Here is a 22,528-nt window from a genome sequence, read left to right as displayed (position 1 = left end):
TAGCGCATATGCAGTTAAAAACGGTAAATCACAGATAAATTAAGTGCGTAAATATCGCCTTGGTCTGCATCAAAATATTGATATTCTGCACTTAATTGCCAGCGTTGAGTTAGCCTAAAGTCAACGCCAGTTCCGTACGTTACGCCGCCTTCGTCGTAGTTTTGCTCCGTTATTAGCGTAGAGTTTGTATCTGTACCAGTTATTGATTCTGCCAGGTTTTTTAAGTCGCCTTCATTGTAACTTAATTTATTTCTACCATAGCCACCAAATAAAAACACATCAGCTCGAGATGAAATTGGATAATTAGCTTTTACAAATATACTTGTTTGCAAATCAAGGCTTGAATCGATTTCGCTCTTAATGAATTCTGAGCTAAGCGAACCGTCCTGTGGGTTCTGAGTGTAAACAATTCCGTTTAGAGGAGTTGACTCATCATTTAACCCAAAACCTATACGCCCTTCTAATGCAAAGTATCGCGAAAACTGATACCCAAACCGGCCGTAAAGCGTTGTAAACTGTATGCTATCACTCTCGTATACATCAATTTGCGTAGACCCTATCCCTACTCCTTGGTAATAACCATTTACGTGGAGTATGTCTGCTTCGCTCGAAAATGAGTATAAACCTAAAAGTAATGCCCCTAATTTTGTAACTATTTTCATGTTCATTCCTTTAAACCTTTGTAATATTAATAATATGATGTCTAACAACAAACTAAGTGTGGCCTGCCTATATAATTTGCTTATACTTTGCAGCTTGTAAATATACTGTACCACTTTTGTTAAAAATGGAATGTATTTGAACAATATAAAACAATAGATTACAGAATTTTACACAATAGAAATCCTGTAATAGTAGTGTTTAAACGAGCAATCAAAACAAAGTACCGCTTAGGTAAGCGTATTGTTCTATACAGCATTCGTTGACTGTTTAACCCCTCAACAACTACAATACAACATTGAAATTTTTATTATTATTTGAAGGCTTTCCTCCATGGTTTTACCTGATAAATTTATATTCTCGATGAGTCGAGTATCTAAGGTTGTGCCACCTAAGCGCACTATCTTAAAAGATATTTCGTTACACTTTTTCCCTGGCGCTAAAATTGGTGTGCTTGGTTTAAACGGTTCTGGTAAATCTACGTTACTACGTATTATGGCCGGTGTTGACCAAGATTTTGAAGGTGATGCACATCCTCAGCCTGGTACAAAAATTGGTTATTTACCGCAAGAGCCTGTTTTAGACGAAAGTAAAACAGTTCGTGAAATTGTTGAAGAAGCTGTTGGCGAAGTTAAACACGCACTTAAACGTCTTGACGAAGTGTATAACGAATACGCCATGGAAGACGCTGACTTTGATGCACTTGCAAAAGAACAAGGCGAGCTTGAAGCTGTTATTCAGGCGCACGATGGTCATAACATCGACAACGTTTTAGAACGCGCAGCTGATGCACTTCGCCTGCCAGAGTGGGATGCTAAAATTGAGCACCTTTCAGGTGGTGAGCGTCGTCGTGTTGCTATATGTCGATTATTGCTTGAAAAACCAGACATGCTTATTCTCGATGAACCAACTAACCACTTGGATGCTGAGTCGGTTGCATGGTTAGAGCGCTTCTTACACGATTACGAAGGCACTGTTGTGGCGGTAACGCATGACCGTTACTTCCTTGATAATGTAGCGGGTTGGATATTGGAGCTTGACCGTGGTGAAGGTATTCCATGGGAAGGTAACTACTCTTCTTGGCTTGAACAAAAAGATGCGCGCTTACAGCAAGAACAAAAATCTGAAAAAGCACGTCAAAAATCAATTGCACAAGAACTTGAATGGGTTCGTTCAAATCCTAAAGGTCGTCAAGCTAAGTCAAAAGCACGTATGGCTCAGTTTACTGAAATGCAGCAGTCTGATTACCAAAAACGTAACGAAACTAACGAGATGTTTATTCCACCTGGCCCGCGTTTAGGCGACCAAGTACTTGAAGTAACAAATCTTCGTAAGAGTTTTGGCGATCGCGTTTTAATTGACGATTTAAGCTTTAGTATGCCAAAAGGTGCCATTGTGGGCATTATTGGTGCTAATGGCGCGGGTAAATCAACGCTGTTTAAAATGATCAGTGGTGAGCAAAAGCAAGACAGCGGTAGCATTACCGTTGGCGAAAGCGTACACCTTGCTACTGTTGATCAGTTCCGCGACGGTATGGACGAAAGCAAAACTGTTTTCCAAGAAATATCAGACGGCCAAGACGTACTAAAAATTGGTAACTTTGAGTTCCAAAGCCGTGCGTATGTAAGTCGCTTTAACTTTAAAGGTAACGATCAGCAAAAGTTTGTTAAAGACCTATCAGGTGGTGAGCGTAACCGTTTACACCTTGCTAAGTTATTAAAAGCTGGCGGCAATGTGTTACTACTCGATGAGCCAACCAATGACTTGGACGTTGAAACACTACGTGCACTAGAGAACGCTATTTTAGAGTTTCCTGGTTGTGTAATGTGTATCTCGCATGACCGTTGGTTCCTTGACCGTATTGCTACGCACATTTTAGATTACCGCGACGAAGGTCAAATTAACTTCTTTGATGGTAACTATACTGAATACGAAGAGTGGCTTAAAAAGACACTAGGTGCAGCAGCAACTGAACCTAAACGTATTAAGTACAAAAAAATTGGTTAATATTTACTGTAGCTAATTTATTACAGTAATACTAAGCCCTGCATTTATGCGGGGCTTTTTTATGCCACCAGCATTACAGGAGCATATCCTGCTAGCATGTAGAGAATTACCCGCTATGCTTAATTTATTATAAAAACAGTAAGGCTAAATTAGGTTATGCAAAATCGTCGTCAGTTTTCTCGTGTTTTATTTTCAACCGATGCACAAGTGATTTTTAATGATCACCAATACCCATGTAAATTACTTGATGTATCTTTGCATGGCGCATTAATCACTAAATGTGATGCTTTTATTGGCAACCAAAATAGCCAAGCTGTTCTGCGTTTTTCGCTGCCTCAAAGCGAAATAGAAATAAAAATGGAGGTTGTGGTGTGCCATATAGAAGCGGATCATATTGGTTTAAAATGCCACCATATTGATATAGACAGCATTACTTATTTAAAGCGTTTAATAGAGCTAAACTTAGCTGATGACGAACTATTACATCGCGAACTCGCTATGTTGATTCACGACACGCAAGAATAGACTCATTTGGATTAGTTGATTACCATAGTGCAAACTTTTTAACTTGTGCAAACATGACTTTAAATCCACATTTACCTTTGGTGTATCACCCTAACTACTCGTTTAATTTCGATCCAAAGCATCGTTTTGCAATGAGTAAGTTTGCACATTTATATCAGCATGTTGCAGAGCTTGGTTTGATTGGCGATAACCTGGTTGAGCCAATATTAGGCACGCCAGAGCCACTTGAGCTAATACACTGCGAAAATTACATACACGATTTGTGGAATAACCGCTTAGATGAAAAAGCAATGCGTCGCATTGGCCTACCTTGGTCAAAAGAGCTTATGGCACGTACCTTTACAGCTCCTCAAGGTACTTTGCAAACAGCTCGTTTAGCACTTAAACATGGTATAGCGTGCCACTTAGCCGGTGGTACACACCATGCGCATACTGATTTTGGCTCAGGCTACTGCATGGTTAATGATTTAGCCTTTACCACGCAAACTTTAATTGAATCGGGTGAAGTAACTAACGTACTTATTTTTGATTTAGACGTGCACCAAGGTGATGGCACAGCCGCAATGTTAGAGCATCAAGCATACGCTTATACTTGTTCTATCCATTGTGAAAAAAACTTCCCCTTTAGAAAGTCCGCTAGCGATTTAGATATTGGCTTAGCCGATAATATGAAAGACGACGAATACCTTGCCGTAGTTGACGACACCTTGAGTTATTTACTTAAAGAGCTAAACCCAAGCTTGGTACTTTACGATGCTGGCGTTGATATTTGGCAAGGCGATGGCTTGGGTAAATTAGATATAAGCTGGGATGGCATAGTTAAGCGCGACCATTTAGTGCTAAAACGCTGCCTTGAACACAACACACCCGTTGCTACAGTAATAGGTGGTGGCTATGATAAAGACCATCTTCGCCTCGCTAAACGCCATGCTATTGTTGTTGAGCAAGCCGCTCGCTTTTAGTTTGAAATAAAAATGTTAAATTCTCGTTCTTATTTAATATGTAAAATAAGAACGAACATATTATGAAGCAACTATTTATTGCCATCGCACTAATTTTTATAAGCTTTACAAGCCATTCGCAAGAAGAAAGTACGCAAGAAACATACCCTAAGCTACCTACATTAAATTTACAAATGGCTGATGGGTCTGCACTCAATACTCAAGATTTATTAGGTCAACCTTACGTTTTACACTTTTGGGCAACGTGGTGTCCGTACTGTAAAAAGCTGCAGCCAGCACTTCAAAAAATTGATGATATGGGCTTAAAAGTTATTGCCGTGAGCTTTAAAGAAGATGACGATGCTACTCCCGCTAAAGCGCTTAGCGATAGAGGTTATACTTTTAAAACAGCCGTAAAAGCCGATGCAATAGCACAGCAATTAGGTATACGAGGCACACCTACTACATTGTTTGTAAATAAAGAAGGCAATGTAATTTGGCTGACTAATACGTCAAACCCAGAGGACGCAAACCTACATTTAAAGGCACGAACATTGTTGCACTCCATATCTGAGTAATAATATAGGTCTAAATTTAGTTTAAAAATATAAGTAATATAAACTTTATACTACAATTTAAGCTCATAAATTAATTGAGATTATAATGCGCTTACTACTTACTTTATTACTAATCACTTTAAGTGGCTTTGCCGCAGCTGAAGAAGAAAAAGCAGAACTTCCACCGGTAGACCCCGCTTACAATGCTGAGCACCCTATGGCTTTGGTTAATCAAGGCTCGTCTATTATTGCAATGAATTTACCCACCTATAATTTACCCAATGATGTGCAAGTTGTTTATAAAATAGGAAACCCCGATGTTCCATTTTTAGGCTTTGTTAGAAATGCCGAGTTAATCACCGTAAAGCCACAAGCGTTTAATATTCAGCATTTAATGCGTGGTGAAGAAATTACGATTATTGCCGATATTTACGAGGGTGATTATCAACAAGGTGGCAGTTTAATTTATTCAAAAAAAGAACTGGTCTTGAGTAAGCAACTGTATGCCAGAGAACTAAAAGATTTAAGTGAATCATCGCAATGGCAAGACTACGACATGATTACACTAAGCGGTACTGAGCGTATTTATATTCATAAAATTCAAAAAGCGCCGAGCTATAACCATCTTATTTTTGTCGATTTAGTTAATGCGTGTATGCAAAAGCTTCGTACCTCAAAACGTGTCCCAGCTGAAAATGAGCTTACCTATAAGTTTATTAATTGCGGCACGCTTAAACCACTTTATTACAATGCTGATAATTATAAGAAATAGTTAATGGTATCTAGTTACTTATATTCAGTGATTAGTTTGAGCCCTTGCTTCATTGCCTCAACTGATTGTCCTGCAAAGCCTAAGCGAACATAACTATATTGCTTAGGCATTAAACTTCTCACTGAATCAGCAAAGTAAAACTCAGATTCTGCTTGTAAATATACGCTTTTACTTTGCATTGCTTGTTTTATATTGCTCGTATTTTTATTTAAGTTAACCCACATTGCCATGCCGCCATCTGGCTTTTTATACTCTATTGGTAAACCCTGTGATTGCAGCAGCGCCAACGTGTTGTCCATTGCTTCATAACGTTGTTTATAGTGTTTAGTCATTCGTTTTAAGTGGCGCTCAAATCCACCTTCTTGCATAAAGTGCGCAACGGCTAGCTGCATAACCACATCATTTTTATGATTCATTAACTGCTTCCATGCGGTTAACTGTACTAATACTTCAGGAGCTGCACAAATGTAGCCAATTCTAGCGCCTGAGAACATGATTTTAGAAAATGTAGATAAGTAAATAATAATCCCAGCGGGATCGTCCCCAGCCATAGGCTGTAATGGCTGACAGCGATAATGAAACTCGTGATCGTAATCATCCTCTACAATCATTACGCCATACTCATAACATAATTGATAAATTTGCATGCGCCTTGTAGGCGAAAGCGTAACGGTAGTTGGGTATTGATGTAGCGGGGTTAAGTACAGCATTTTTATTGGATATCGTTTAAGTTGCGCTTTTAAATCATCAACACATAAACCATATTCATCTTGTTTTATATCTATTAATTGCGCGCCACAAGCAGCAAACGCTTTACGTGCTGGCGGGTAACCTAAAGTTTCAACGGCTACGAAGTCATCTTTACTTATAAATGCCTTTGAAATTAAAAATAAAGCTTCTTGTGAGCCATTACATACAAGTAAGTCTGATGCTTTTAAATTTCTAGTTTTATGTAAGTAATCACTTATCTGAGCTTTTAGCTCACTCACTCCACCTATATCACCATAATGAAGTTTACTGGTATCTAAATGATTAAATACATGGCTCATAGAGCGTTTAAATTCTTTATAGGGAAAGCTATTTAAATCAGGAAGTCCACCTGCGAAATTATATACGTAGTCTTTTAAATTCATTGCCGGAATAGGCACGGCTAACTCTGTAGCAAATTTATAAGGTTTTGGTGTTAAAACTGGCGTGTGCTCACAGTTAGCACTGCTTTGAATTGGTAGTGTTTGAGTGACGCTATACCCAGAGCGTTCATGGGATTCTAGCCATCCTTCGGCTACTAATAACTGCAATGCGTTCATTATTGTATGGCGATTTAACTGATACGTTTGCGCCATAACTCGAGCAGAACTGAGTTTTGTACCAGGTGCAATATTCCCTTTTACAATTGAATAGCGCAGAGCATCTGCAACTTGTAAGTACTTAGCTTTGTTTGAGTTATTAAATTCAATATTAAGCGGTTGCATGTTATCCCTTTATAACTGGTATAGCTAAAAAGCCAATTCTGGTTGTTTTTACCAAACCAAATTAGCGTACATTTGTTGCTCGTAAATAGCAAAGCTTAGAGGCAACATGTTTACTCAACAGATACATAAAACAAATAAGGTTATATTAGAGCCATTAAATTATGAGCATTTAAACGGCTTATATAAAGCTGGGCAACATCCAAGAATATGGGAATGGGTATTAAGCAACTATACAAAAACGCCCGAACTGTTAAAGAAATGGTTTACTACAAGTGCACAATTTAATAAAAAAGAACAAATTGTATTTGCCATAATAGACATAGCCAGCAAAGAGGTTGTAGGCACTACACGACTATTTAGATTAGATGCACATAACTTAAGTGCTGAAATTGGTCATACATTTATAAGCCATCACTGGCAGCAAACTTATATTAATACTCACACTAAATATTTACTGCTTAGCTATGCTTTTGACGCGTTGAATTTAGTGCGAATAACATTTAATACTCACGAACAAAATCAAAAATCTCGAAATGCAATTACTCGACTAGGCGCCCGATTTGAAGGTATAGCCCATAAAGATAGATTGCTAAGTGATGGAAGTTACAGAAGCACTGCAAAATTTAGCATTATTGACGAGCATTGGCAGAGTATTAAATTACAGTTAAAGGAGAAGCTTTAATGTACCCACCAATACATTTTCAAGAACATAATATTGAACGTTTGCAGGCTTTAGTTGAGCAATTCCCTCTAGCGAGTATTTTAATGCCCTGCTCGCAAAGTGACTTGAATAATATATGCCAAGTCCCTGTATTATATGAGCACTCACGTAATGTATTTATTGCTCACGTAGCAAAACATAACCCGCTAGCGCAATGTAATAAACAGTCAGTAAAATTACTATTTAGTGGCGATAACTGTTATCTATCTCCCTCGTATAGCAATAATAAAACACTGCCGAGCTGGCTTTACTCATCTGTACAAGTAACCGCAAAGGTAGTGATTATTAAGAGCGACATTGAGAAAGAAAAAATAATGAGGCAATTAACAACCTATTTTGAGCAACCCTTTAAGCCAATGTGGGATGTTACTGACGTGCCCAAAAGCAGTCGCCAAGCAATGTATCAACAATTAAGCTTTATAGAATTTACTCCCACTCATTGGAGTGGAAACTTTAAGCTAAGCCAAAATAAATCACCAGAGGTAAGAGCACGTATAAAACAAAGCCTAGAACTTGCCAATAAGCGCTCTATTGCACAGCTATTTTAGGCATAAAAAAAGGCTCTTTCGAGCCTTTGGATTAACTTTGGAATAGTTAAAAAATTTTAAATTAGGTAAGCGTTAATAGCTGTGGAGCAACGCTATGATAATCAACAGCCATAGCAATACTTAACGCTGTAATATTAATAATTGAAAATGCGAACACTTTACGTGCCCAACTGCTCATATCAATATTACGACGATAACCACGTAGCGCCATTAGCAACCACCAAAAGCTGGTAATACAAGCAACAGCCATAAAAGCAGCACCTGTGTAGCCAGTAATTGGCAGTAACATCACAACTAATGCGTATACAGCGATGTAAAGTACGATATGGCGCTTTGCTTTATCAATACCTTGCGCCACGGGTAATACAGGAATACCTGCAGCTTGGTAATCTTTAAAGCGAAAAATAGCGATAGCATAAGAGTGCGGCATTTGCCACAAGCTAAACATAACTAGCAGTATTAATGCGCCCATATCGAACTGCCCTGTTACGGCGCAGTAACCTACTACTGGCGGTACAGCGCCAGAAAGACTACCTACAAAAGTGCCATATACTGAGTTACGTTTCATGTAGAGGCTATAAACCCCTACATAAATTACGTAGCCAAAGGCTGCAAAAAATACCGCGGCTTGAGTGGTATAGGCGATAAGTAAACCAAAGCCAATAACGCCCAATAAAATACCGTGGCTAAGTGCAGCAAAGGCCGACATTTCGCCAGTTACTGTTACCCGCGTACGAGTACGTGCCATGGCTACATCTATGTCTCTATCAATTACATTATTGATAGCACAGCCCGATGCAACCACTAGCGACAAGCCAATTAATGTGGCAATCATTAACCATGGATCTATATCACCGCGCGAGGCAAGTAAAAACCCGCCCGCTACGCTGATCAAATTGCCCATAATAATACCCGGCTTTGTCACTGATAAATAACGACGAAACATCTTCAACTCCTAGTACATCATCATTGCGTTAGATTCATAAATGATCCAAACAGATAACCCAACAACCATTACGATGATCAGAGCACTGAATAGGAATGAGAAAGTACTTGCACGGCCATTTTCGGTGGTAAAATTAAGGTGTAAAAAGTACTTTAAATGCACCCAAATTTGTACGATTGCAAAAGTAACAATGCTCCAAAGCGTTGTTGCTTTTGAGAAGTCACCTTCCATAACCATATAAAACGGTATAGCAGTTAAAATTACCGATAGCACAAAGCCAATTAAGTAAGTTTTAACACTGCCATGAGATTCATCATGATGATCACTTTGCGTTTGTTTTAACGCATGCGTTTCGCTGTGGCTCATTACATTGCTCCCATCAAATAAACAACGGTAAATACACAAATCCAAACAATGTCTAAGAAGTGCCAAAATAGGCTTAAGCAGCTTAAACGCGTTACGGTAGCTTTGCCTAGACCACGTTTAGCAACTTCAATCATCATTATGGTCATCCAAATTAGTCCAGCCGTTACATGTAATCCATGTAAGCCGACTAATGAGAAAAACGATGTTAAAAAGGCACTTTGTTGTGGGCCATTACCATGCACAATTAGGTGATGAAATTCGTATACTTCCATACCAATAAACACAGCACCTAAACAAAACGTAACAAATAACCACGTCAGTGTTAGTGCCTTTTTTTGCCCTTGAGCGGCAATCATGGCAAAGCCAAAGGTAATACTACTAATAAGTAGTGCAGCAGTTTCTACTGCTACAAAGTCGAGTTCAAAAATATCTTTACCCGATACACCACCCGCTGTGTTCATAAATAACACAGCGTAAGTGGCAAAAAACGAGGCAAACAATAGGCAATCGGTCATTAGGTATAACCAAAAACCGAATATGGTGTCACCCGATGTATCGTGATGATCATGCGCGTGGGCATGGTCATCGTGCGATACTGATTCTAAATTTGCAGAAAGTGTACTCACGCTTTTAGCTCCTTAATGCCACTTGAATTATACGCAGCTTCAGTGCGTGCAATTTCATCAGGTTGAATATAGTAATCAACATCGCTGGTGTAACAACGTTTGATAAAGATGGCAATTGCGCCTACTAGCCCAACAACAGCTAACCACCAAATATGCCAAATCATTGCAAAACAGAATACTGTTAAGCTTGCTGCCATTAACACGCCAGCTGATGTGTTTTTAGGCATATGAATAGGGCTATAGTTTGCTTTATCTTGGTATGCTTGGCCTTTTTCTTTCATGTCGGTCCATGCATCAATATCATCGATGTGTGGAATTGTTGCAAAGTTATAAATTTGCGGAGGTGAACTTGTAGCCCACTCAAGTGTGTGGCCGTTCCATGGATCGCCTGTTGTATCGTCAAGCGCTTCACGGTCTCTAAAGCTCACATATAATTGAATTACTTGGCTAACAATACCAAACATAATAATTACAGCACCGCCTGCGGCAATGTATAACCAAATGTTCCAATCTGGGTTGTTAGTGTGGTTTAAACGACGTGTCATACCTAAGAAACCAAGTACGTACAACGGCATAAATGCAACGAAGAAACCGATAATCCAACACCAGAATGATGCTTTGCCCCATTTTTCGTTAAGTTTAAAGCCCATTGCTTTAGGGAACCAAAATACAAAACCAGCAAGGTAGCCAAATACAGCACCACCAATAATGGTGTTATGAAAATGTGCAATTAAGAATAAGCTGTTATGCAGTACGTAATCGGCACCAGGAATAGCAAGTAATACACCGGTCATACCGCCTACGGTAAAGGTAACCATAAAGCCAAGTGTCCAAAGTACCGGTACGCTAATACGTAAGCGACCTCGGTAAATGGTAAATAACCAGTTAAACAACTTAACCCCAGTTGGTACAGCAATAACCATGGTCATTACCCCAAAGAACGCGTTAACGTTAGCACTCGACCCCATCGTAAAGAAGTGATGTAACCAAACAATAAAGCCTAAAATTGAGATTGCACCGCTGGCGTAAACCATCGATTTGTAACCAAATAAACGTTTACCGGCAAAGGTCGAAATAATTTCAGAGAAAATACCAAACGCTGGTAATACTAATATGTATACCTCAGGATGACCCCATGCCCAAAACAGGTTGATGTACATCATGGCGTTACCGCCCAATTCATTGGTAAAGAAGTGGAAATCGAGATAACGGTCAAGCGTTAGCATTGCAAGTACAGCAGTTAAAATTGGGAATGATGCTGCAATTAAGATGTTTGCCCACGTACATGTCCATGTGAAAATTGGCATTTTCATTAGGGTCATACCTGGTGCACGCATTTTAAACACGGTTGCTAAAAAGTTTACTGCTGTTAGAAGTGTACCGAGCCCGGATATTTGCAAGGCCCAAATATAATAATCCACCCCCACCCCAGGGCTAAAGGTCAACTCCGAAAGCGGTGGATAGGCCACCCAACCTGTTTTAGCAAACTCACCAAACACTAGCGACATATTAATTAAAATGGCACCGCTGGCTGTAAACCAAAAGCTTAAGTTATTTAAAAATGGGAATGCAACATCGCGAGCACCAATTTGCAGTGGTAAAACAATGTTCATTAAACCAATCATAAATGGCATAGCCATAAATATGATCATAATTACGCCGTGGGCAGTGAATATTTGGTCGTAGTGTTCAGGTGGTAAATAACCGGGCGCACCACTGGTAGCAAGCGCTAACTGAGCACGCATCATAATGGCATCAGAAAAACCACGGAACAGCATTATTAGTGCTAAAAGAATATACATTACGCCTAAGCGTTTATGATCAACAGACGTGATCCAGTCGCGCCAAAGCACGCCCCATTTTTTATACTTTGTAATAAGCCCGGCAATAATAAGCCCAGCTATAGCAATAACCGACATCGTGAACACAAGAATTGGCTCATGAAACGGAATTGCGTCTATTGTTAGTTTACCTAATAACGACATTATTATTCCTCGCCCTGGCTGTGAGATGATGGCATTGAGTGTTCATCCATTGCTTGATGCTTCTTACTCATTTGCCCATGTTCGCCCATTGCATGTTGCTTTTTGTTCATATCGCCATGTGCCTGCATGTATTTCATAACGATGGTATGAAATAAGCCGTCATCAACTTTACCGTAATAAGCAACTGGGTTATTTTCGCTTGCTTTTGCAAGTTCAACATAATTTGCATGAGTAAGATTATTAGCGCTTGAATTCGCTTTTACATCACTCACCCACTTATCAAAACCAGCTTGAGTAGGTGTAGCAATGGCATTAAACTTCATACCAGTAAAGCCTGCACCACTGTAATTTGCCGAAAAGCCTTTAAATGTACCTGGCTCATTAGCAATTAAGTGAAGCTTGGTTTCCATACCGGCCATTGAGTATATTTGACTACCCAATTGCGGAATAAAAAATGAATTCATTGTGCTCTCTGAAGTGATTTTATATTCAACAGGTACATTAGCCGGAAACACTAATTCATTAACCGTAGCAATACCTTGCTCAGGATAAATAAATAGCCACTTCCAGTTTAATGAAACCACTTCAACAGTAAGATGCTTACCTTTACCTTCAATTGGTTTGTAAGGGTCTAGCTCTTGGGTAGACACCCAGGTAATAACACCTAAAATAATCACAATAACAATAGGGACAGCCCAAACTGCAGCTTCAATTTTATTTGAATGAGCCCATTTTGGAGCGTAAATTTCATGAGTTTGCGTGTCTCTATATTTCCATGCGAAATACAAAGTCATCACAATAACGGGAACGACTACAAGCAACATAAGCACGGTTGCGATGATGATTAAATTTTTCTCATCTATGCCTATCTGCCCTTTTGGATCGAGTATCCCGCCTTTACAGCCTGACAACGCCAGCACTGTACTAGCTAAAGCAATATTACAAAGGTTACGAATTAACAAGGGAGTATCCTACAAACCTAAAAGTTCTAATTTGCTGCTTTAAATAAAAAACAAAGCAACGATTTTTCGGTAAAACCCAAGTTAACTAGAATTAAATTATAAAAAATAAGGGGGCTATTCAAAACCTAAAGCTCATGCCAATAATGACCTAGCAACAAACCCAGCTTTCTAAACGCATTTATATAACGTAATAAAAGTTAACTTGGGTGAGTGGTGGTTGGCTGAAATGTGTTTAAAAAACACTGAGCTACTTTGTTTTAGCTAACCTTAATTATTTACAGCAAGAACAAATAATTAAAACCAGCAACAAAATGCAGCCTTACAGACAACCTGTAAAGCTAGGTGGAGCACGACAACCGTGTGCAACTTGCACTGGCTGAAGAACTTTAGCCTCGCTAAAAGCAAAGGCTGCTTTACGGAGGATAATTCCAGCACGACGCGCTGGAAAAATATGGAACAATAGCCAGCAAAGGCCAATAAGTAACTGACTTGATATGATCGGATGAGCTAAAAATTGCACAATAGTAAGTAACAGCGGCTCTACAATAAACCCATCACTTAATAGCGCTTCAAGCTTGAAGGCATCCTCTAGTGCACCGCTTAGCAACATTACAGTATTAAACACTAATAAAGTTATAGCTACACACACGCCCTTGCCTGCTTTATTCAAGCGCTCACACGTCTGCGGCTCGCCAGAGGCAAGATCCGTATTTGTATGATGCAAAGAAAGTGTGTTCAAAAACATTAACCTACTAAAATGACTATAACAAAATTAGAGGAATACAGTTTGCAATGGAAAAATTTAAAAAACATTGCTGTTGTAAGCCCTAAAACCAGGTGCTAAATACAATCAAATCCAGCTAGCACATATTTACCTAGCGAAAATTGATCCGTATCAATCAAACTTTCAAAACTTACTGAAAGTTCGAACGTGAGTATAACAAAGAGAATTTTCTGTTCAACTAAAAATCAATTAATTTTGGTTAAGCTTTCAAAGCTATTTTGTTAATAAAAAATAACAATATAAAAAACAATGAGTTAGCTTGAATTAAAAATAATTTAAAGCAGAATATTTAATAAAATTATAGTTTTTTTTGGAAGGAATAATAATTGTGTGGCACAAATAAAAACAGCTCAAATTCAGTCACCACCGAAATTGAGCCGCTTTTCACACTGACAACATCTTCACACACAATATAAAGATTTTTTGTTTACACTGCGTGGCATTGTAAGGAAATAAAAACAACTCAAATGCAGTCACCACCGAATTTGAGTTGCCTTTCACACTGACAACATCTTCACACACAATATAAAGATTCTTGGTTTACATTACGTGGCATTGTAGGGAAATAAAAACAACTCAAATGCAGTCACCACCGAATTTGAGTTGCCTTTCACACTGACAACATCTTCACACACAATATAAAGATTCTTGGTTTACACTGCGTGGCATTGTAGGGAAATAAAAACAACTCAAATGCAGTCACCACCGAATTTGAGTTGCCTTTCACACTGACAACATCTTCACACACAATATAAAGATTCTTGGTTTACATTACGTGGTATTGAAAGGGAATAAAAACAACTCAAACTCGTTCTTTATGGAAGTGAATCCACCGAACTTGAGTTGTCTTTCACACTGACAACATCTTCACACACAATATAAAGATTCTTTTAAGCGAGGCTAACTTGCCTCAAGCTTATGACGAGAGCCTTGCTCTGTGTCTATGGTTAAACTTTAGAGTGTTAGCTCCAATTTGACAAACGAGAAAAATAAACCTAATAGGTGAAAAAAACTAAACTATAGACGTTTGTCTAATACATTAAGATTGGATTACTTTAGAAGCTATCGAGTTAAGCAGTTTTACAGACACAAAAAAAGCGCTATAAAGCGCTTTTTAATATTTAAGGCGGGCTTAAATAATTTGGTTTTCTTTCCAGGCTTGCTCTTTTGCTAAACGGTTTTTGCGTTTATCACATGGATCATCGCAATCACAGGCTTTATCAATACCAACCGAACCTAAACCACCACAGCTGCTTGCCATAGATTTTTTTTGCACGATCATACCAACGGCCATAGCCGAAACTATCAAAATTAGTAAGCCAAAAGTAAGAAGAAAAAGTGACATTGCTTAGCCCCTATTGATCAGCAATTAATTAAACTCAAACATTTTTGAGCGACTGCTATTATATACCCAAATAACGCGAAAATAAACAAGCCAGCACCATACTACAAATAAGGTTTAAATGCAGGGCTTGAATAAGTAACTAAACCCTCATTTGATTTACCTATTAAGTATACCGGTAAATCGTGCTGCTGAGCGTATGCTTGCGCTTTTTCCATACCCATCACAGTAAGTGCAGTCGCTAAACCATCTGCCGTCATAGCGCTTGGATGAAGCACAGTTACCGACACTAAGTCGTGCTTAATAGGCATGCCGGTCACGGGATCAATTAAATGAGTATAGATCTCGCCATCCATTTTATAAAAAATACGGTAATCACCTGACGTAGCAATACCGTTTGTACCTGGCGATAAAACACGGTGTACCTTTCGCTCTCCAGGTTGCGCATCTGGTTGCTCAATCGCAATTTTCCAATCCTGATTATTTGGCTTTTCACCTGCTATACGCAGCTCTCCACCAATCTCAACCATGTAATTGGTAATACTGTGGCTTTCTAATAACTGCGCTACTTTATCAATACCATAGCCTTTAGCCGTTGCCGAAAACGAAAGCTCTAACCCATTAACTGTTTTAGACAGTCCTTGCTCATCTAAAATAAGTTTATCAATACCTATTTTTTCAACCATACTTGCAAGCTCTTCATCACTTGGGCGATTGGTTGGTTTTTTATCAGGACCAAAGCCCCATAAATCAATTAAAGGCCCCATAGTGACATCGAGTGTTTTAGTTGATTCGCCTAAGCGAATAGACTCGCTGATAACAGCCCTAAAATCTTCGCTAATTGGCATAACTTGATTTGCTGGTAATATGTTAAATGTATTTATTTCAGAGTCTTCTATGTAAGTAGACATAGACTGATTCACATCTTTTAAAACAGCGTCTATTTGCAGCTGTAATTGTGAAGCTGATAGCTGGCCCTGCTCATCGTAATATTTAATATGATAAGTGGTGCCCATAGTCTTACCTTCTAAAAAGGTTTCCCTCGACTCTGGTTTTTCGCCACACCCAGACAGTAATAAGGTCAGTGTGATTAGTAAAAAGGCCATTATGCCTTGTGAAGTACTTACTCGATTCATAACAGCTCTACTTAATAGATTGATAAAATTAAAGAATAAAAAAAGCCTCGTAACACAAGTGCTACGAGGCTGGTATTTTAACCAAAACTAAACTGTTTTGGTATTAGTGTTAGCCACCGAAGTCATCTAGTAAGATATTTTCGTCTTCAACACCTAAATCTTTAAGCATAGTAATAACTGCCGCGTTCATCATTGGAGGACCACACATGTAGTACTCACAATCTTCCGGCGCTTCGTGATCTTTAAGATAGTTCTCAAATAACACGTTATGGATAAAGCCAGTGTAGCCTTCCCAGTTATCTTCAGGTTGTGGATCTGAAAGTGCTGTATGCCATACGAAATTAGGATTTTCAGCGGCTAAGCCGTCAAAATCTTCTACGTAGAACATTTCACGTTCAGAACGTGCACCATACCAAAAGCTCATCTTACGTTTAGAGTTCAAACGTTTAAGTTGGTCAAAGATATGTGAACGCATTGGCGCCATACCAGCACCACCGCCAACAAAGATCATTTCTGCATCTGTGTCTTTAGCAAAGAACTCACCAAATGGACCTGAAATAGTTACCTTGTCGCCTTTTGTAAGTGACCAAATGTACGAAGACATTTTACCACATGGCAAGCTTAGGTTTCTTGGAGGCGGAGCAGCAATACGCACGTTAAGCATAATGATGCCTTCTTCTTCTGGGTAGTTAGCCATTGAGTATGCACGAATTGTTTCTTCGTCTACTTTTGACTCCAGATCGAAGAAACCAAAATGGTTCCAATCGCCACGATATTCTTCAGGAACATCGAAATCTGCATATTTAACATGGTGAGGTGGCGCTTCGATTTGGATGTAACCACCCGCACGGAAAGGCACTGACTCATCACCAGGGATTTGCAGTTTAAGTTCTTTAATGAAGGTTGCTTTGTTATCGTTAGAGATAACTTCACAGTCCCACTTCTTAACACCGAAAATTGACTCTTCAAGTTCAATTTCCATGTCGTTTTTAACATTTACCTGACACGCTAAACGACAGCCTTCACGGGCTTCACCTTTAGAAATGTGATCAAGCTCAGTTGGCAGAATATCACCACCACCTTCTTTAATGTGTACACGACATTGACCACAAGAGCCACCGCCACCACAAGCAGATGATACAAATATACCTGACTCAGATAATGCACTTAAAAGCTTATTACCTGCTGATGTAGTAATGGCTTTGTCTTTATCGCCATTAATACCGATGATGATGTCACCGCTTGCAACTAACTGAGATTTAGCACCAATGATCACTAAAACTAGTAGTACAACGATAGCGATAAAAACACCAACGCCTAAGAAAATCTGATAATCCATGATTTATCCTCGCTACCCTTTACAGTGAAATACCAGAGAATGACATAAAGCCAAGTCCCATTAAACCAACAGTGATGAAGGTAATACCTAAACCACGTAAGCCATCTGGTACGTCTGAATATTTCAGTTTCTCACGGATACCTGCAAGTAATGTAATTGCAAGCGCCCAACCAACACCAGCGCCTATACCATAGACAACAGACTCGCCGAAGTCATAGTTACGCTCAACCATGAAAGATACCGCACCAAATATTGCACAGTTAACTGTGATAAGTGGCAAGAAGATACCTAATGCGTTGTATAGTGCAGGGAAAAACTTATCCAATGCCATTTCAAGAATTTGCACAAGTGCTGCAATAACACCAATGAAAGTTAAGAAACGTAAAAAGCTAAGATCCGCATCTGGATAACCTAACCAAGTAAGTGAACCTGGTGCAAGTACCGCATGGTAAACCAAGTTGTTAACAGGTACAGAAATACCCAATACAACTATAACCGCTATACCTAGGCCAATTGATGTAGTTACTTTTTTAGATACTGCTAAAAAAGTACACATGCCTAAGAAGAATGACAACGCTAAGTTCTCAATAAAAACGGCTTTTACAAATAAACTAATATAATGTTCCACTATTTGCCCCTTACGCTTTAGCTTCTACTTGGTCTTTCTTATAAGTACGAAGTACCCATATGAATAAACCAATGATGAAGAATGCACTCGGTGGTAAGATCAATAGACCCATAGGCTGATACCAACCGCCATCTTGTACTAATGGGATAATATCAACACCGAATAGTGAACCCTTACCGAATAGCTCACGAATGAAACCAACAGTAAGTAGTACTACAGAGTAACCTAAGCCATTACCAATACCGTCAAGGAAAGACATAATTGGTGGCGACTTCATCGCATATGCTTCAGCACGACCCATTACAATACAGTTAGTAATAATTAGACCAACGAATACAGAAAGCTCTTTTGCCGTAGCGTAAGAGAATGCCTGTAATACTTGGTCAACAACGATTACCAACGATGCAATAATTGTCATTTGTACGATGATACGAACAGATGATGGGATCTGGTTACGAATAAGCGAGATAAAGAAGCTCGAAAATGCAGTTACTAATGTCAATGCGATTGACATGATTAACGCATTTTTTAAGCTAGACGTTACCGCTAGCGCAGAACAAATACCAAGTACTTGTAGTGCGATTGGGTTGTTAGCTAAAACCGGACCAAATAGGACCGCCTTCATTTCTTTAGTATCAGCCATTATTTCAATGCTCCTTTACGTACTTTCGCAAGGAAAGGGCCAAAGCCATTTTCGCCAGTCCAAAAGTCAACTGCATGATCAACACCGTTAGACGTTAATGTAGCACCTGAAAGACCATCGATCTTATGCTCATCATTGCCCGCAGTACCTTTAACAATTTGAATTGGAAGTTCTTTACCTTCCCATGTAGCAGTCCACTGTGGATTTTGGATTTCGCCACCTAGACCTGGGGTTTCATTATGCTTGTAAAAGATAATGCTCTTAACTGTTTCAGCGTCGCTTTCAAGCGAGATAAAACCGTACATTAAGCCCCATAAGCCGTAGCCTTGGATAGGAAGAATAATTGCATCAACTGAGCCATCTTCTTTTTTAGAGATATACACCGGCGACTCTTTAGTCACACGTTGAATACCAGCAATATCTTTAACGCCTTTCTCTTGAAGAGAAACACTTAGCGCTGCATCATATTTGCTTTTTTCAAAATCAAAAATTGTTGGGTCTGTATCTACAAACTCACCTGTAGTCATGTTTACAACGCGCGCTTCGATTTTTGCATCAAATGTTTCTAAAACATTTTCAACTTTATCGATACCCGCAGCAGCCAAGATATTGCTTTGAATATCTTTGTTTTTATTAGCTTGCTGTAAAGGACGAAGCTGTACAGAAGCAAACGATACAATGATTGCACACACTAAACATAGTGCTACAACAACTGATAACGTTTTACCGATTGATTCGTTATTACTAGACATTACGTGCCAACCTCCGCTTAATATTAGCCTGCACTACAAAGTGATCGAACAGTGGAGCGAATAAGTTAGCAAATAAGATTGCTAGCATCATACCTTCTGGGAAAGCAGGATTCACAACACGTATCATAACCACCATAAAGCCAATTAATAGACCATATGCCAATTTACCTTTGTCAGTAAATGCAGCTGATACAGGGTCAGTAGCCATAAAGAACATACCAAACGCAAAGCCACCTAGTACTAAATGCCAATACCAAGGCATTGCAAATACAGGGTTAGTTTCTGAGCCAACAGCATTTAGTAAAAATGCAGTTGCTACCATACCTAGGAATACACCTAGTACGATGCGCCAAGAAGCGATACGAACGTAAATTAAGAACAAACCACCTACTAACAATGCAAGTGTAGATGTTTCACCTACAGAACCTTGAATGAAACCGTAAAACGCATTCCACCATAATTCCATGTTTGCAAAGTCTAGTTGCCCGATGAAAGCTTGGCCTAGCATAGTTGCACCAGAGAAAGAATCTACTGCTGTCCATACTGTGTCACCCGAGATTTGAGCTGGGTATGCGAAAAATAAGAACGCACGACCGGCTAAAGCAGGGTTTAAGAAGTTACGGCCAGTACCACCAAAGATTTCTTTAGCGATTACTACACCAAACGTAATACCTAACGCAACTTGCCATAAAGGAATCGTTGCAGGCAAAATAAGTGCGAATAATACTGAAGTAACGAAGAAACCTTCGTTAATTTCATGCTTACGCACAGAAGCAAATATTACTTCCCAAAAGCCACCTACTGCAAATGTTACCGCGTAGATAGGTAGGAAGAAACATGCTCCATAGAACATCTTAGCGCCCCAGCCTGCATCAGCGGTTAATTCACCACCGAATAACTGGAACAAACCAACTTGCCACGTGTTTGCTAGTTCAAAACCTTGTGCTAAAGCACCTGCGGCCTGATGACCGATATTGAACATACCAAAAAACATAGCTGGGAACGTCGCCATCCACACTAAAATCATCATGCGTTTTAGGTCGATATTATCGCGTACGTGTGTCGCGCCTTTATTTACGTAGCCTGGTGTATAAAAAATAGTTGCAGCTGCTTCATACAGTGCATAAAACTTCTCATATTTACCACCGGCTTCAAAATTCGGCTCGATATCTTCTAGATATTTTTTTAAACCCATCTCTCTAGCCTTCCTTCTCGATCGTAGTTAAGCAATCGCGTAGGATAGAACCATACTCGTATTTGCCTGGACAAACGAAGGTACATAACGCTAAATCTTCTTCATCAAGTTCAAGCGCGCCCAATGAAATTGCACTGTCTAAATCGCGTGCAATTAAGTCACGTAACAATAGAGTAGGCAAAATATCTAGCGGCATTACGCGCTCGTAGCTACCAATTGGTACCATGGCACGTTTTGAACCACCTGTTGACGTTGTCATTTTAAATAAACGACTCGGCGCAAGGTGAGAAAGGAATGTACGCGTTACAGAGAATTTATCACTACCTGGTGCAATCCAGCCAAACAATTCTTTTTCGCGACCTTCAAGTAAAACAGATACTTGAACGTGGTAACGACCTAAGAATGCATGAACACCGTTTGAAATAGAACCTGATAGAACAGAACCAGAAATAACGCGGTTATCTCCGTCTTCTAGTTCACCAGCCACTAAATCATCCAATGAAGCACCTAATTGTGTTTTCACTAAACGTGGATTTTTAACGCGAGGACCTGCAAGCGAGATAACACGATTTGTGTAAATTTCACCAGTAAGGAATAAGTGACCATACGCAATAACGTCTTGGTAACCAATATGCCAAACTTGTTTGCTAACAGAAACTGCATCAAGATGATGGATATGAGTGCCAACGAGGCCAGCCGGATGCACACCACCAAACTCATGTACTTCTACTTGAGCTATAGATGAGCTAGGAACTTGGCTACCTGCTTTTTTACACACAAATACTTTGCCATCGGTCAAACGCGAAATAACAGCAAGACCCGCTTCAAATGCTTGCGCATTTTCTGCAATTATTACTGCAGGATCTGCAGCTAATGGGTTTGTGTCAGTTGCGGTCACGAAAATAGAACTAGGATTTGCATCCACAGCCGCTACTTTACTGAATGGGCGAGCACGTAGTGCTGTCCATTGACCAGACTGGATAAGTACTTCTTTGGCTTTTTCACGCTCTAAGCTCGCAAGCTCGTCTGCTTTGAAAGAGTCAAAGGTGATTTGCTCACTGCCTGCTACTTCAATAACAACAGATTGCAGCACACGTTTAGCACCACGATTTATTTCTTTTACTGTGCCAGAAGCTGGAGCAGTAAATAGGACGCCTGGGTTCTTTTTATCTTCAAAAAGTACCTGGCCTTTTTTGACTTGGTCATCCACACGAACATGCATGGTTGGACGCATACCGATAAACTCTTCGCCAAGCACAGCTACACGTTTGACAGCAGAACCGTCATGTATAACTTGCTGTGGCGCGCCCTCTAAGGGTAAATCCAGACCTTTTTTTATATTGATCATACGCACTTGCATTACATTAAAGGAAAGAAACTGAAAAATCGTATCAACCACGTCGCCATTTGAGTTATTCCAAGTTATATCAAGGTACAAAAGAGCAGCTTGCTAGAAATATCAAACAAGCAACGTAGTAAAACTCATCACATATTGTCGAGATTTTAACATCATTTTAGATGACTATGCGAGTGTATTTATGAAAATTATACGACAGAAACACTTATTTAGTTTTGTTAAGTGATTTAAATAAAAATCAAGGTAGACCAAAGTGGTAGCCTA

Annotated in this window: 23 protein-coding genes; 7 read left to right on the top strand and 16 right to left on the bottom strand. The window is 39.4% G+C overall.

What is annotated here, in order from left to right; all coding sequences use genetic code 11:
• Positions 1–14: 14 nt before the first annotated feature.
• A complete protein-coding gene (locus CXF64_RS18710) occupies positions 15–662 on the bottom strand; it encodes an outer membrane beta-barrel protein (RefSeq protein ID WP_076925140.1) in 648 nt (215 codons plus the stop codon).
• A 331-nt stretch (positions 663–993) separates the two neighbouring features.
• Between CXF64_RS18710 and ettA the strand changes: the two genes are divergently transcribed.
• From ettA to CXF64_RS18685, 5 genes are all read left to right on the top strand, one after another.
• Positions 994–2,667: an energy-dependent translational throttle protein EttA gene (gene ettA / locus CXF64_RS18705; protein WP_007581203.1), complete on the top strand. Its 1,674-nt coding sequence runs from the start codon at positions 994–996 to the stop codon at positions 2,665–2,667.
• 156 nt (positions 2,668–2,823) lie between these two features.
• A complete protein-coding gene (locus CXF64_RS18700; RefSeq protein WP_007581201.1) occupies positions 2,824–3,192 on the top strand; it encodes a PilZ domain-containing protein in 369 nt (122 codons plus the stop codon).
• Between the two features lie 53 nt (positions 3,193–3,245).
• Entirely contained in the window at positions 3,246–4,154 is a 909-nt protein-coding gene (locus CXF64_RS18695; protein WP_024589271.1) for a histone deacetylase family protein, read from the top strand.
• Positions 4,155–4,216: 62 nt separating this feature from the next.
• Positions 4,217–4,711: a TlpA family protein disulfide reductase gene (locus CXF64_RS18690; protein WP_101164213.1), complete on the top strand. Its 495-nt coding sequence runs from the start codon at positions 4,217–4,219 to the stop codon at positions 4,709–4,711.
• Positions 4,712–4,796: 85 nt separating this feature from the next.
• Entirely contained in the window at positions 4,797–5,462 is a 666-nt protein-coding gene (locus CXF64_RS18685) for a hypothetical protein (RefSeq protein WP_101217751.1), read from the top strand.
• Positions 5,463–5,476: 14 nt separating this feature from the next.
• On the opposite strand, the gene pdxR is transcribed toward CXF64_RS18685, so the two are convergent.
• Positions 5,477–6,934: a MocR-like pyridoxine biosynthesis transcription factor PdxR gene (gene pdxR, locus CXF64_RS18680; protein ID WP_101217750.1), complete on the bottom strand. Its 1,458-nt coding sequence runs from the start codon at positions 6,932–6,934 to the stop codon at positions 5,477–5,479.
• Between the two features lie 106 nt (positions 6,935–7,040).
• Here pdxR and CXF64_RS18675 point away from each other — a divergent pair, with 106 nt between their 5' ends.
• Positions 7,041–7,616 (top strand): GNAT family N-acetyltransferase, encoded by a 576-nt coding sequence (locus CXF64_RS18675; protein WP_101217749.1) that lies wholly within the window; start codon positions 7,041–7,043, stop codon positions 7,614–7,616.
• Positions 7,616–8,203, top strand: coding sequence for an FMN-binding negative transcriptional regulator (locus tag CXF64_RS18670; protein ID WP_101217748.1), 588 nt, complete (start codon positions 7,616–7,618; stop codon positions 8,201–8,203). The genes CXF64_RS18675 and CXF64_RS18670 overlap by 1 nt, the downstream gene beginning before the upstream one ends.
• A 61-nt stretch (positions 8,204–8,264) precedes the next feature.
• Here the strand turns inward: CXF64_RS18670 and cyoE are convergent, their stop codons facing one another.
• The 14 genes from cyoE to CXF64_RS18600 form a co-directional block, all read right to left on the bottom strand.
• A complete protein-coding gene (cyoE, locus tag CXF64_RS18665) occupies positions 8,265–9,149 on the bottom strand; it encodes a heme o synthase (protein WP_010555184.1) in 885 nt (294 codons plus the stop codon).
• Positions 9,150–9,158: 9 nt separating this feature from the next.
• Complete coding sequence (cyoD, locus tag CXF64_RS18660) at positions 9,159–9,515, bottom strand: cytochrome o ubiquinol oxidase subunit IV (protein WP_010555185.1); 357 nt, start codon at positions 9,513–9,515, stop codon at positions 9,159–9,161.
• The gene (gene cyoC, locus CXF64_RS18655; protein ID WP_007581168.1) at positions 9,515–10,141 is read right to left on the bottom strand and encodes a cytochrome o ubiquinol oxidase subunit III; all 627 of its coding nucleotides are present in this window, start codon (positions 10,139–10,141) and stop codon (positions 9,515–9,517) included. The genes cyoD and cyoC overlap by 1 nt, the downstream gene beginning before the upstream one ends.
• On the bottom strand, positions 10,138–12,126 hold the full coding sequence (cyoB, locus tag CXF64_RS18650) for a cytochrome o ubiquinol oxidase subunit I (protein WP_007581166.1): 1,989 nt from the start codon (positions 12,124–12,126) through the stop codon (positions 10,138–10,140). The genes cyoC and cyoB overlap by 4 nt, the downstream gene beginning before the upstream one ends.
• A 2-nt stretch (positions 12,127–12,128) precedes the next feature.
• Positions 12,129–13,088 carry a ubiquinol oxidase subunit II gene (cyoA, locus tag CXF64_RS18645; RefSeq protein ID WP_024608764.1) on the bottom strand — a complete coding sequence of 320 codons (960 nt, stop codon included), beginning with the start codon at positions 13,086–13,088 and terminating at the stop codon, positions 12,129–12,131.
• A gap of 319 nt (positions 13,089–13,407) precedes the next feature.
• The gene (locus CXF64_RS18640) at positions 13,408–13,827 is read right to left on the bottom strand and encodes a hypothetical protein (protein WP_007581161.1); all 420 of its coding nucleotides are present in this window, start codon (positions 13,825–13,827) and stop codon (positions 13,408–13,410) included.
• A gap of 1,177 nt (positions 13,828–15,004) precedes the next feature.
• Positions 15,005–15,217 carry a (Na+)-NQR maturation NqrM gene (gene nqrM, locus CXF64_RS18635; protein WP_007376137.1) on the bottom strand — a complete coding sequence of 71 codons (213 nt, stop codon included), beginning with the start codon at positions 15,215–15,217 and terminating at the stop codon, positions 15,005–15,007.
• Between the two features lie 101 nt (positions 15,218–15,318).
• A complete protein-coding gene (locus CXF64_RS18630) occupies positions 15,319–16,350 on the bottom strand; it encodes an FAD:protein FMN transferase (protein ID WP_101217747.1) in 1,032 nt (343 codons plus the stop codon).
• Positions 16,351–16,459: 109 nt separating this feature from the next.
• Positions 16,460–17,689 carry an NADH:ubiquinone reductase (Na(+)-transporting) subunit F gene (gene nqrF, locus CXF64_RS18625; protein WP_007584893.1) on the bottom strand — a complete coding sequence of 410 codons (1,230 nt, stop codon included), beginning with the start codon at positions 17,687–17,689 and terminating at the stop codon, positions 16,460–16,462.
• 19 nt (positions 17,690–17,708) lie between these two features.
• A complete protein-coding gene (gene nqrE / locus CXF64_RS18620; RefSeq protein ID WP_007584892.1) occupies positions 17,709–18,317 on the bottom strand; it encodes an NADH:ubiquinone reductase (Na(+)-transporting) subunit E in 609 nt (202 codons plus the stop codon).
• Positions 18,318–18,327: 10 nt separating this feature from the next.
• Entirely contained in the window at positions 18,328–18,960 is a 633-nt protein-coding gene (locus CXF64_RS18615; protein WP_007584891.1) for an NADH:ubiquinone reductase (Na(+)-transporting) subunit D, read from the bottom strand.
• Entirely contained in the window at positions 18,960–19,712 is a 753-nt protein-coding gene (locus tag CXF64_RS18610) for a Na(+)-translocating NADH-quinone reductase subunit C (protein WP_007584890.1), read from the bottom strand. The genes CXF64_RS18615 and CXF64_RS18610 overlap by 1 nt, the downstream gene beginning before the upstream one ends.
• Positions 19,705–20,907: an NADH:ubiquinone reductase (Na(+)-transporting) subunit B gene (locus CXF64_RS18605; RefSeq protein ID WP_007584889.1), complete on the bottom strand. Its 1,203-nt coding sequence runs from the start codon at positions 20,905–20,907 to the stop codon at positions 19,705–19,707. Before CXF64_RS18605 ends, CXF64_RS18610 begins: the two co-directional genes overlap by 8 nt.
• Before the next feature lie 4 nt (positions 20,908–20,911).
• A complete protein-coding gene (locus tag CXF64_RS18600) occupies positions 20,912–22,255 on the bottom strand; it encodes a Na(+)-translocating NADH-quinone reductase subunit A (RefSeq protein WP_024589280.1) in 1,344 nt (447 codons plus the stop codon).
• Between the last annotated feature and the right edge of the window lie 273 nt (positions 22,256–22,528).

It is taken from the genome of Pseudoalteromonas sp. GutCa3, from assembly GCF_002836155.1.
Taxonomy (GTDB): domain Bacteria; phylum Pseudomonadota; class Gammaproteobacteria; order Enterobacterales; family Alteromonadaceae; genus Pseudoalteromonas; species Pseudoalteromonas arctica.
This window is presented reverse-complemented; position numbering and strand designations above follow the sequence as displayed.

Bases quoted from the DNA above. Each gene is read 5' to 3' on its own strand.
- CXF64_RS18710 (WP_076925140.1), bottom strand. From the start codon at position 662: ATGAAAATAGTTACAAAATTAGGGGCATTACTTTTAGGTTTATACTCA.
- ettA (WP_007581203.1), top strand. From the start codon at position 994: ATGGTTTTACCTGATAAATTTATATTCTCGATGAGTCGAGTATCTAAG.
- CXF64_RS18700 (WP_007581201.1), top strand. From the start codon at position 2,824: ATGCAAAATCGTCGTCAGTTTTCTCGTGTTTTATTTTCAACCGATGCA.
- CXF64_RS18695 (WP_024589271.1), top strand. From the start codon at position 3,246: ATGACTTTAAATCCACATTTACCTTTGGTGTATCACCCTAACTACTCG.
- CXF64_RS18690 (WP_101164213.1), top strand. From the start codon at position 4,217: ATGAAGCAACTATTTATTGCCATCGCACTAATTTTTATAAGCTTTACA.
- CXF64_RS18685 (WP_101217751.1), top strand. From the start codon at position 4,797: ATGCGCTTACTACTTACTTTATTACTAATCACTTTAAGTGGCTTTGCC.
- pdxR (WP_101217750.1), bottom strand. From the start codon at position 6,934: ATGCAACCGCTTAATATTGAATTTAATAACTCAAACAAAGCTAAGTAC.
- CXF64_RS18675 (WP_101217749.1), top strand. From the start codon at position 7,041: ATGTTTACTCAACAGATACATAAAACAAATAAGGTTATATTAGAGCCA.
- CXF64_RS18670 (WP_101217748.1), top strand. From the start codon at position 7,616: ATGTACCCACCAATACATTTTCAAGAACATAATATTGAACGTTTGCAG.
- cyoE (WP_010555184.1), bottom strand. From the start codon at position 9,149: ATGTTTCGTCGTTATTTATCAGTGACAAAGCCGGGTATTATTATGGGC.
- cyoD (WP_010555185.1), bottom strand. From the start codon at position 9,515: ATGAGCCACAGCGAAACGCATGCGTTAAAACAAACGCAAAGTGATCAT.
- cyoB (WP_007581166.1), bottom strand. From the start codon at position 12,126: ATGTCGTTATTAGGTAAACTAACAATAGACGCAATTCCGTTTCATGAG.
- nqrM (WP_007376137.1), bottom strand. From the start codon at position 15,217: ATGTCACTTTTTCTTCTTACTTTTGGCTTACTAATTTTGATAGTTTCG.
- CXF64_RS18630 (WP_101217747.1), bottom strand. From the start codon at position 16,350: ATGAATCGAGTAAGTACTTCACAAGGCATAATGGCCTTTTTACTAATC.
- nqrF (WP_007584893.1), bottom strand. From the start codon at position 17,689: ATGGATTATCAGATTTTCTTAGGCGTTGGTGTTTTTATCGCTATCGTT.
- CXF64_RS18615 (WP_007584891.1), bottom strand. From the start codon at position 18,960: ATGGCTGATACTAAAGAAATGAAGGCGGTCCTATTTGGTCCGGTTTTA.
- CXF64_RS18610 (WP_007584890.1), bottom strand. From the start codon at position 19,712: ATGTCTAGTAATAACGAATCAATCGGTAAAACGTTATCAGTTGTTGTA.
- CXF64_RS18605 (WP_007584889.1), bottom strand. From the start codon at position 20,907: ATGGGTTTAAAAAAATATCTAGAAGATATCGAGCCGAATTTTGAAGCC.
- CXF64_RS18600 (WP_024589280.1), bottom strand. From the start codon at position 22,255: ATGATCAATATAAAAAAAGGTCTGGATTTACCCTTAGAGGGCGCGCCA.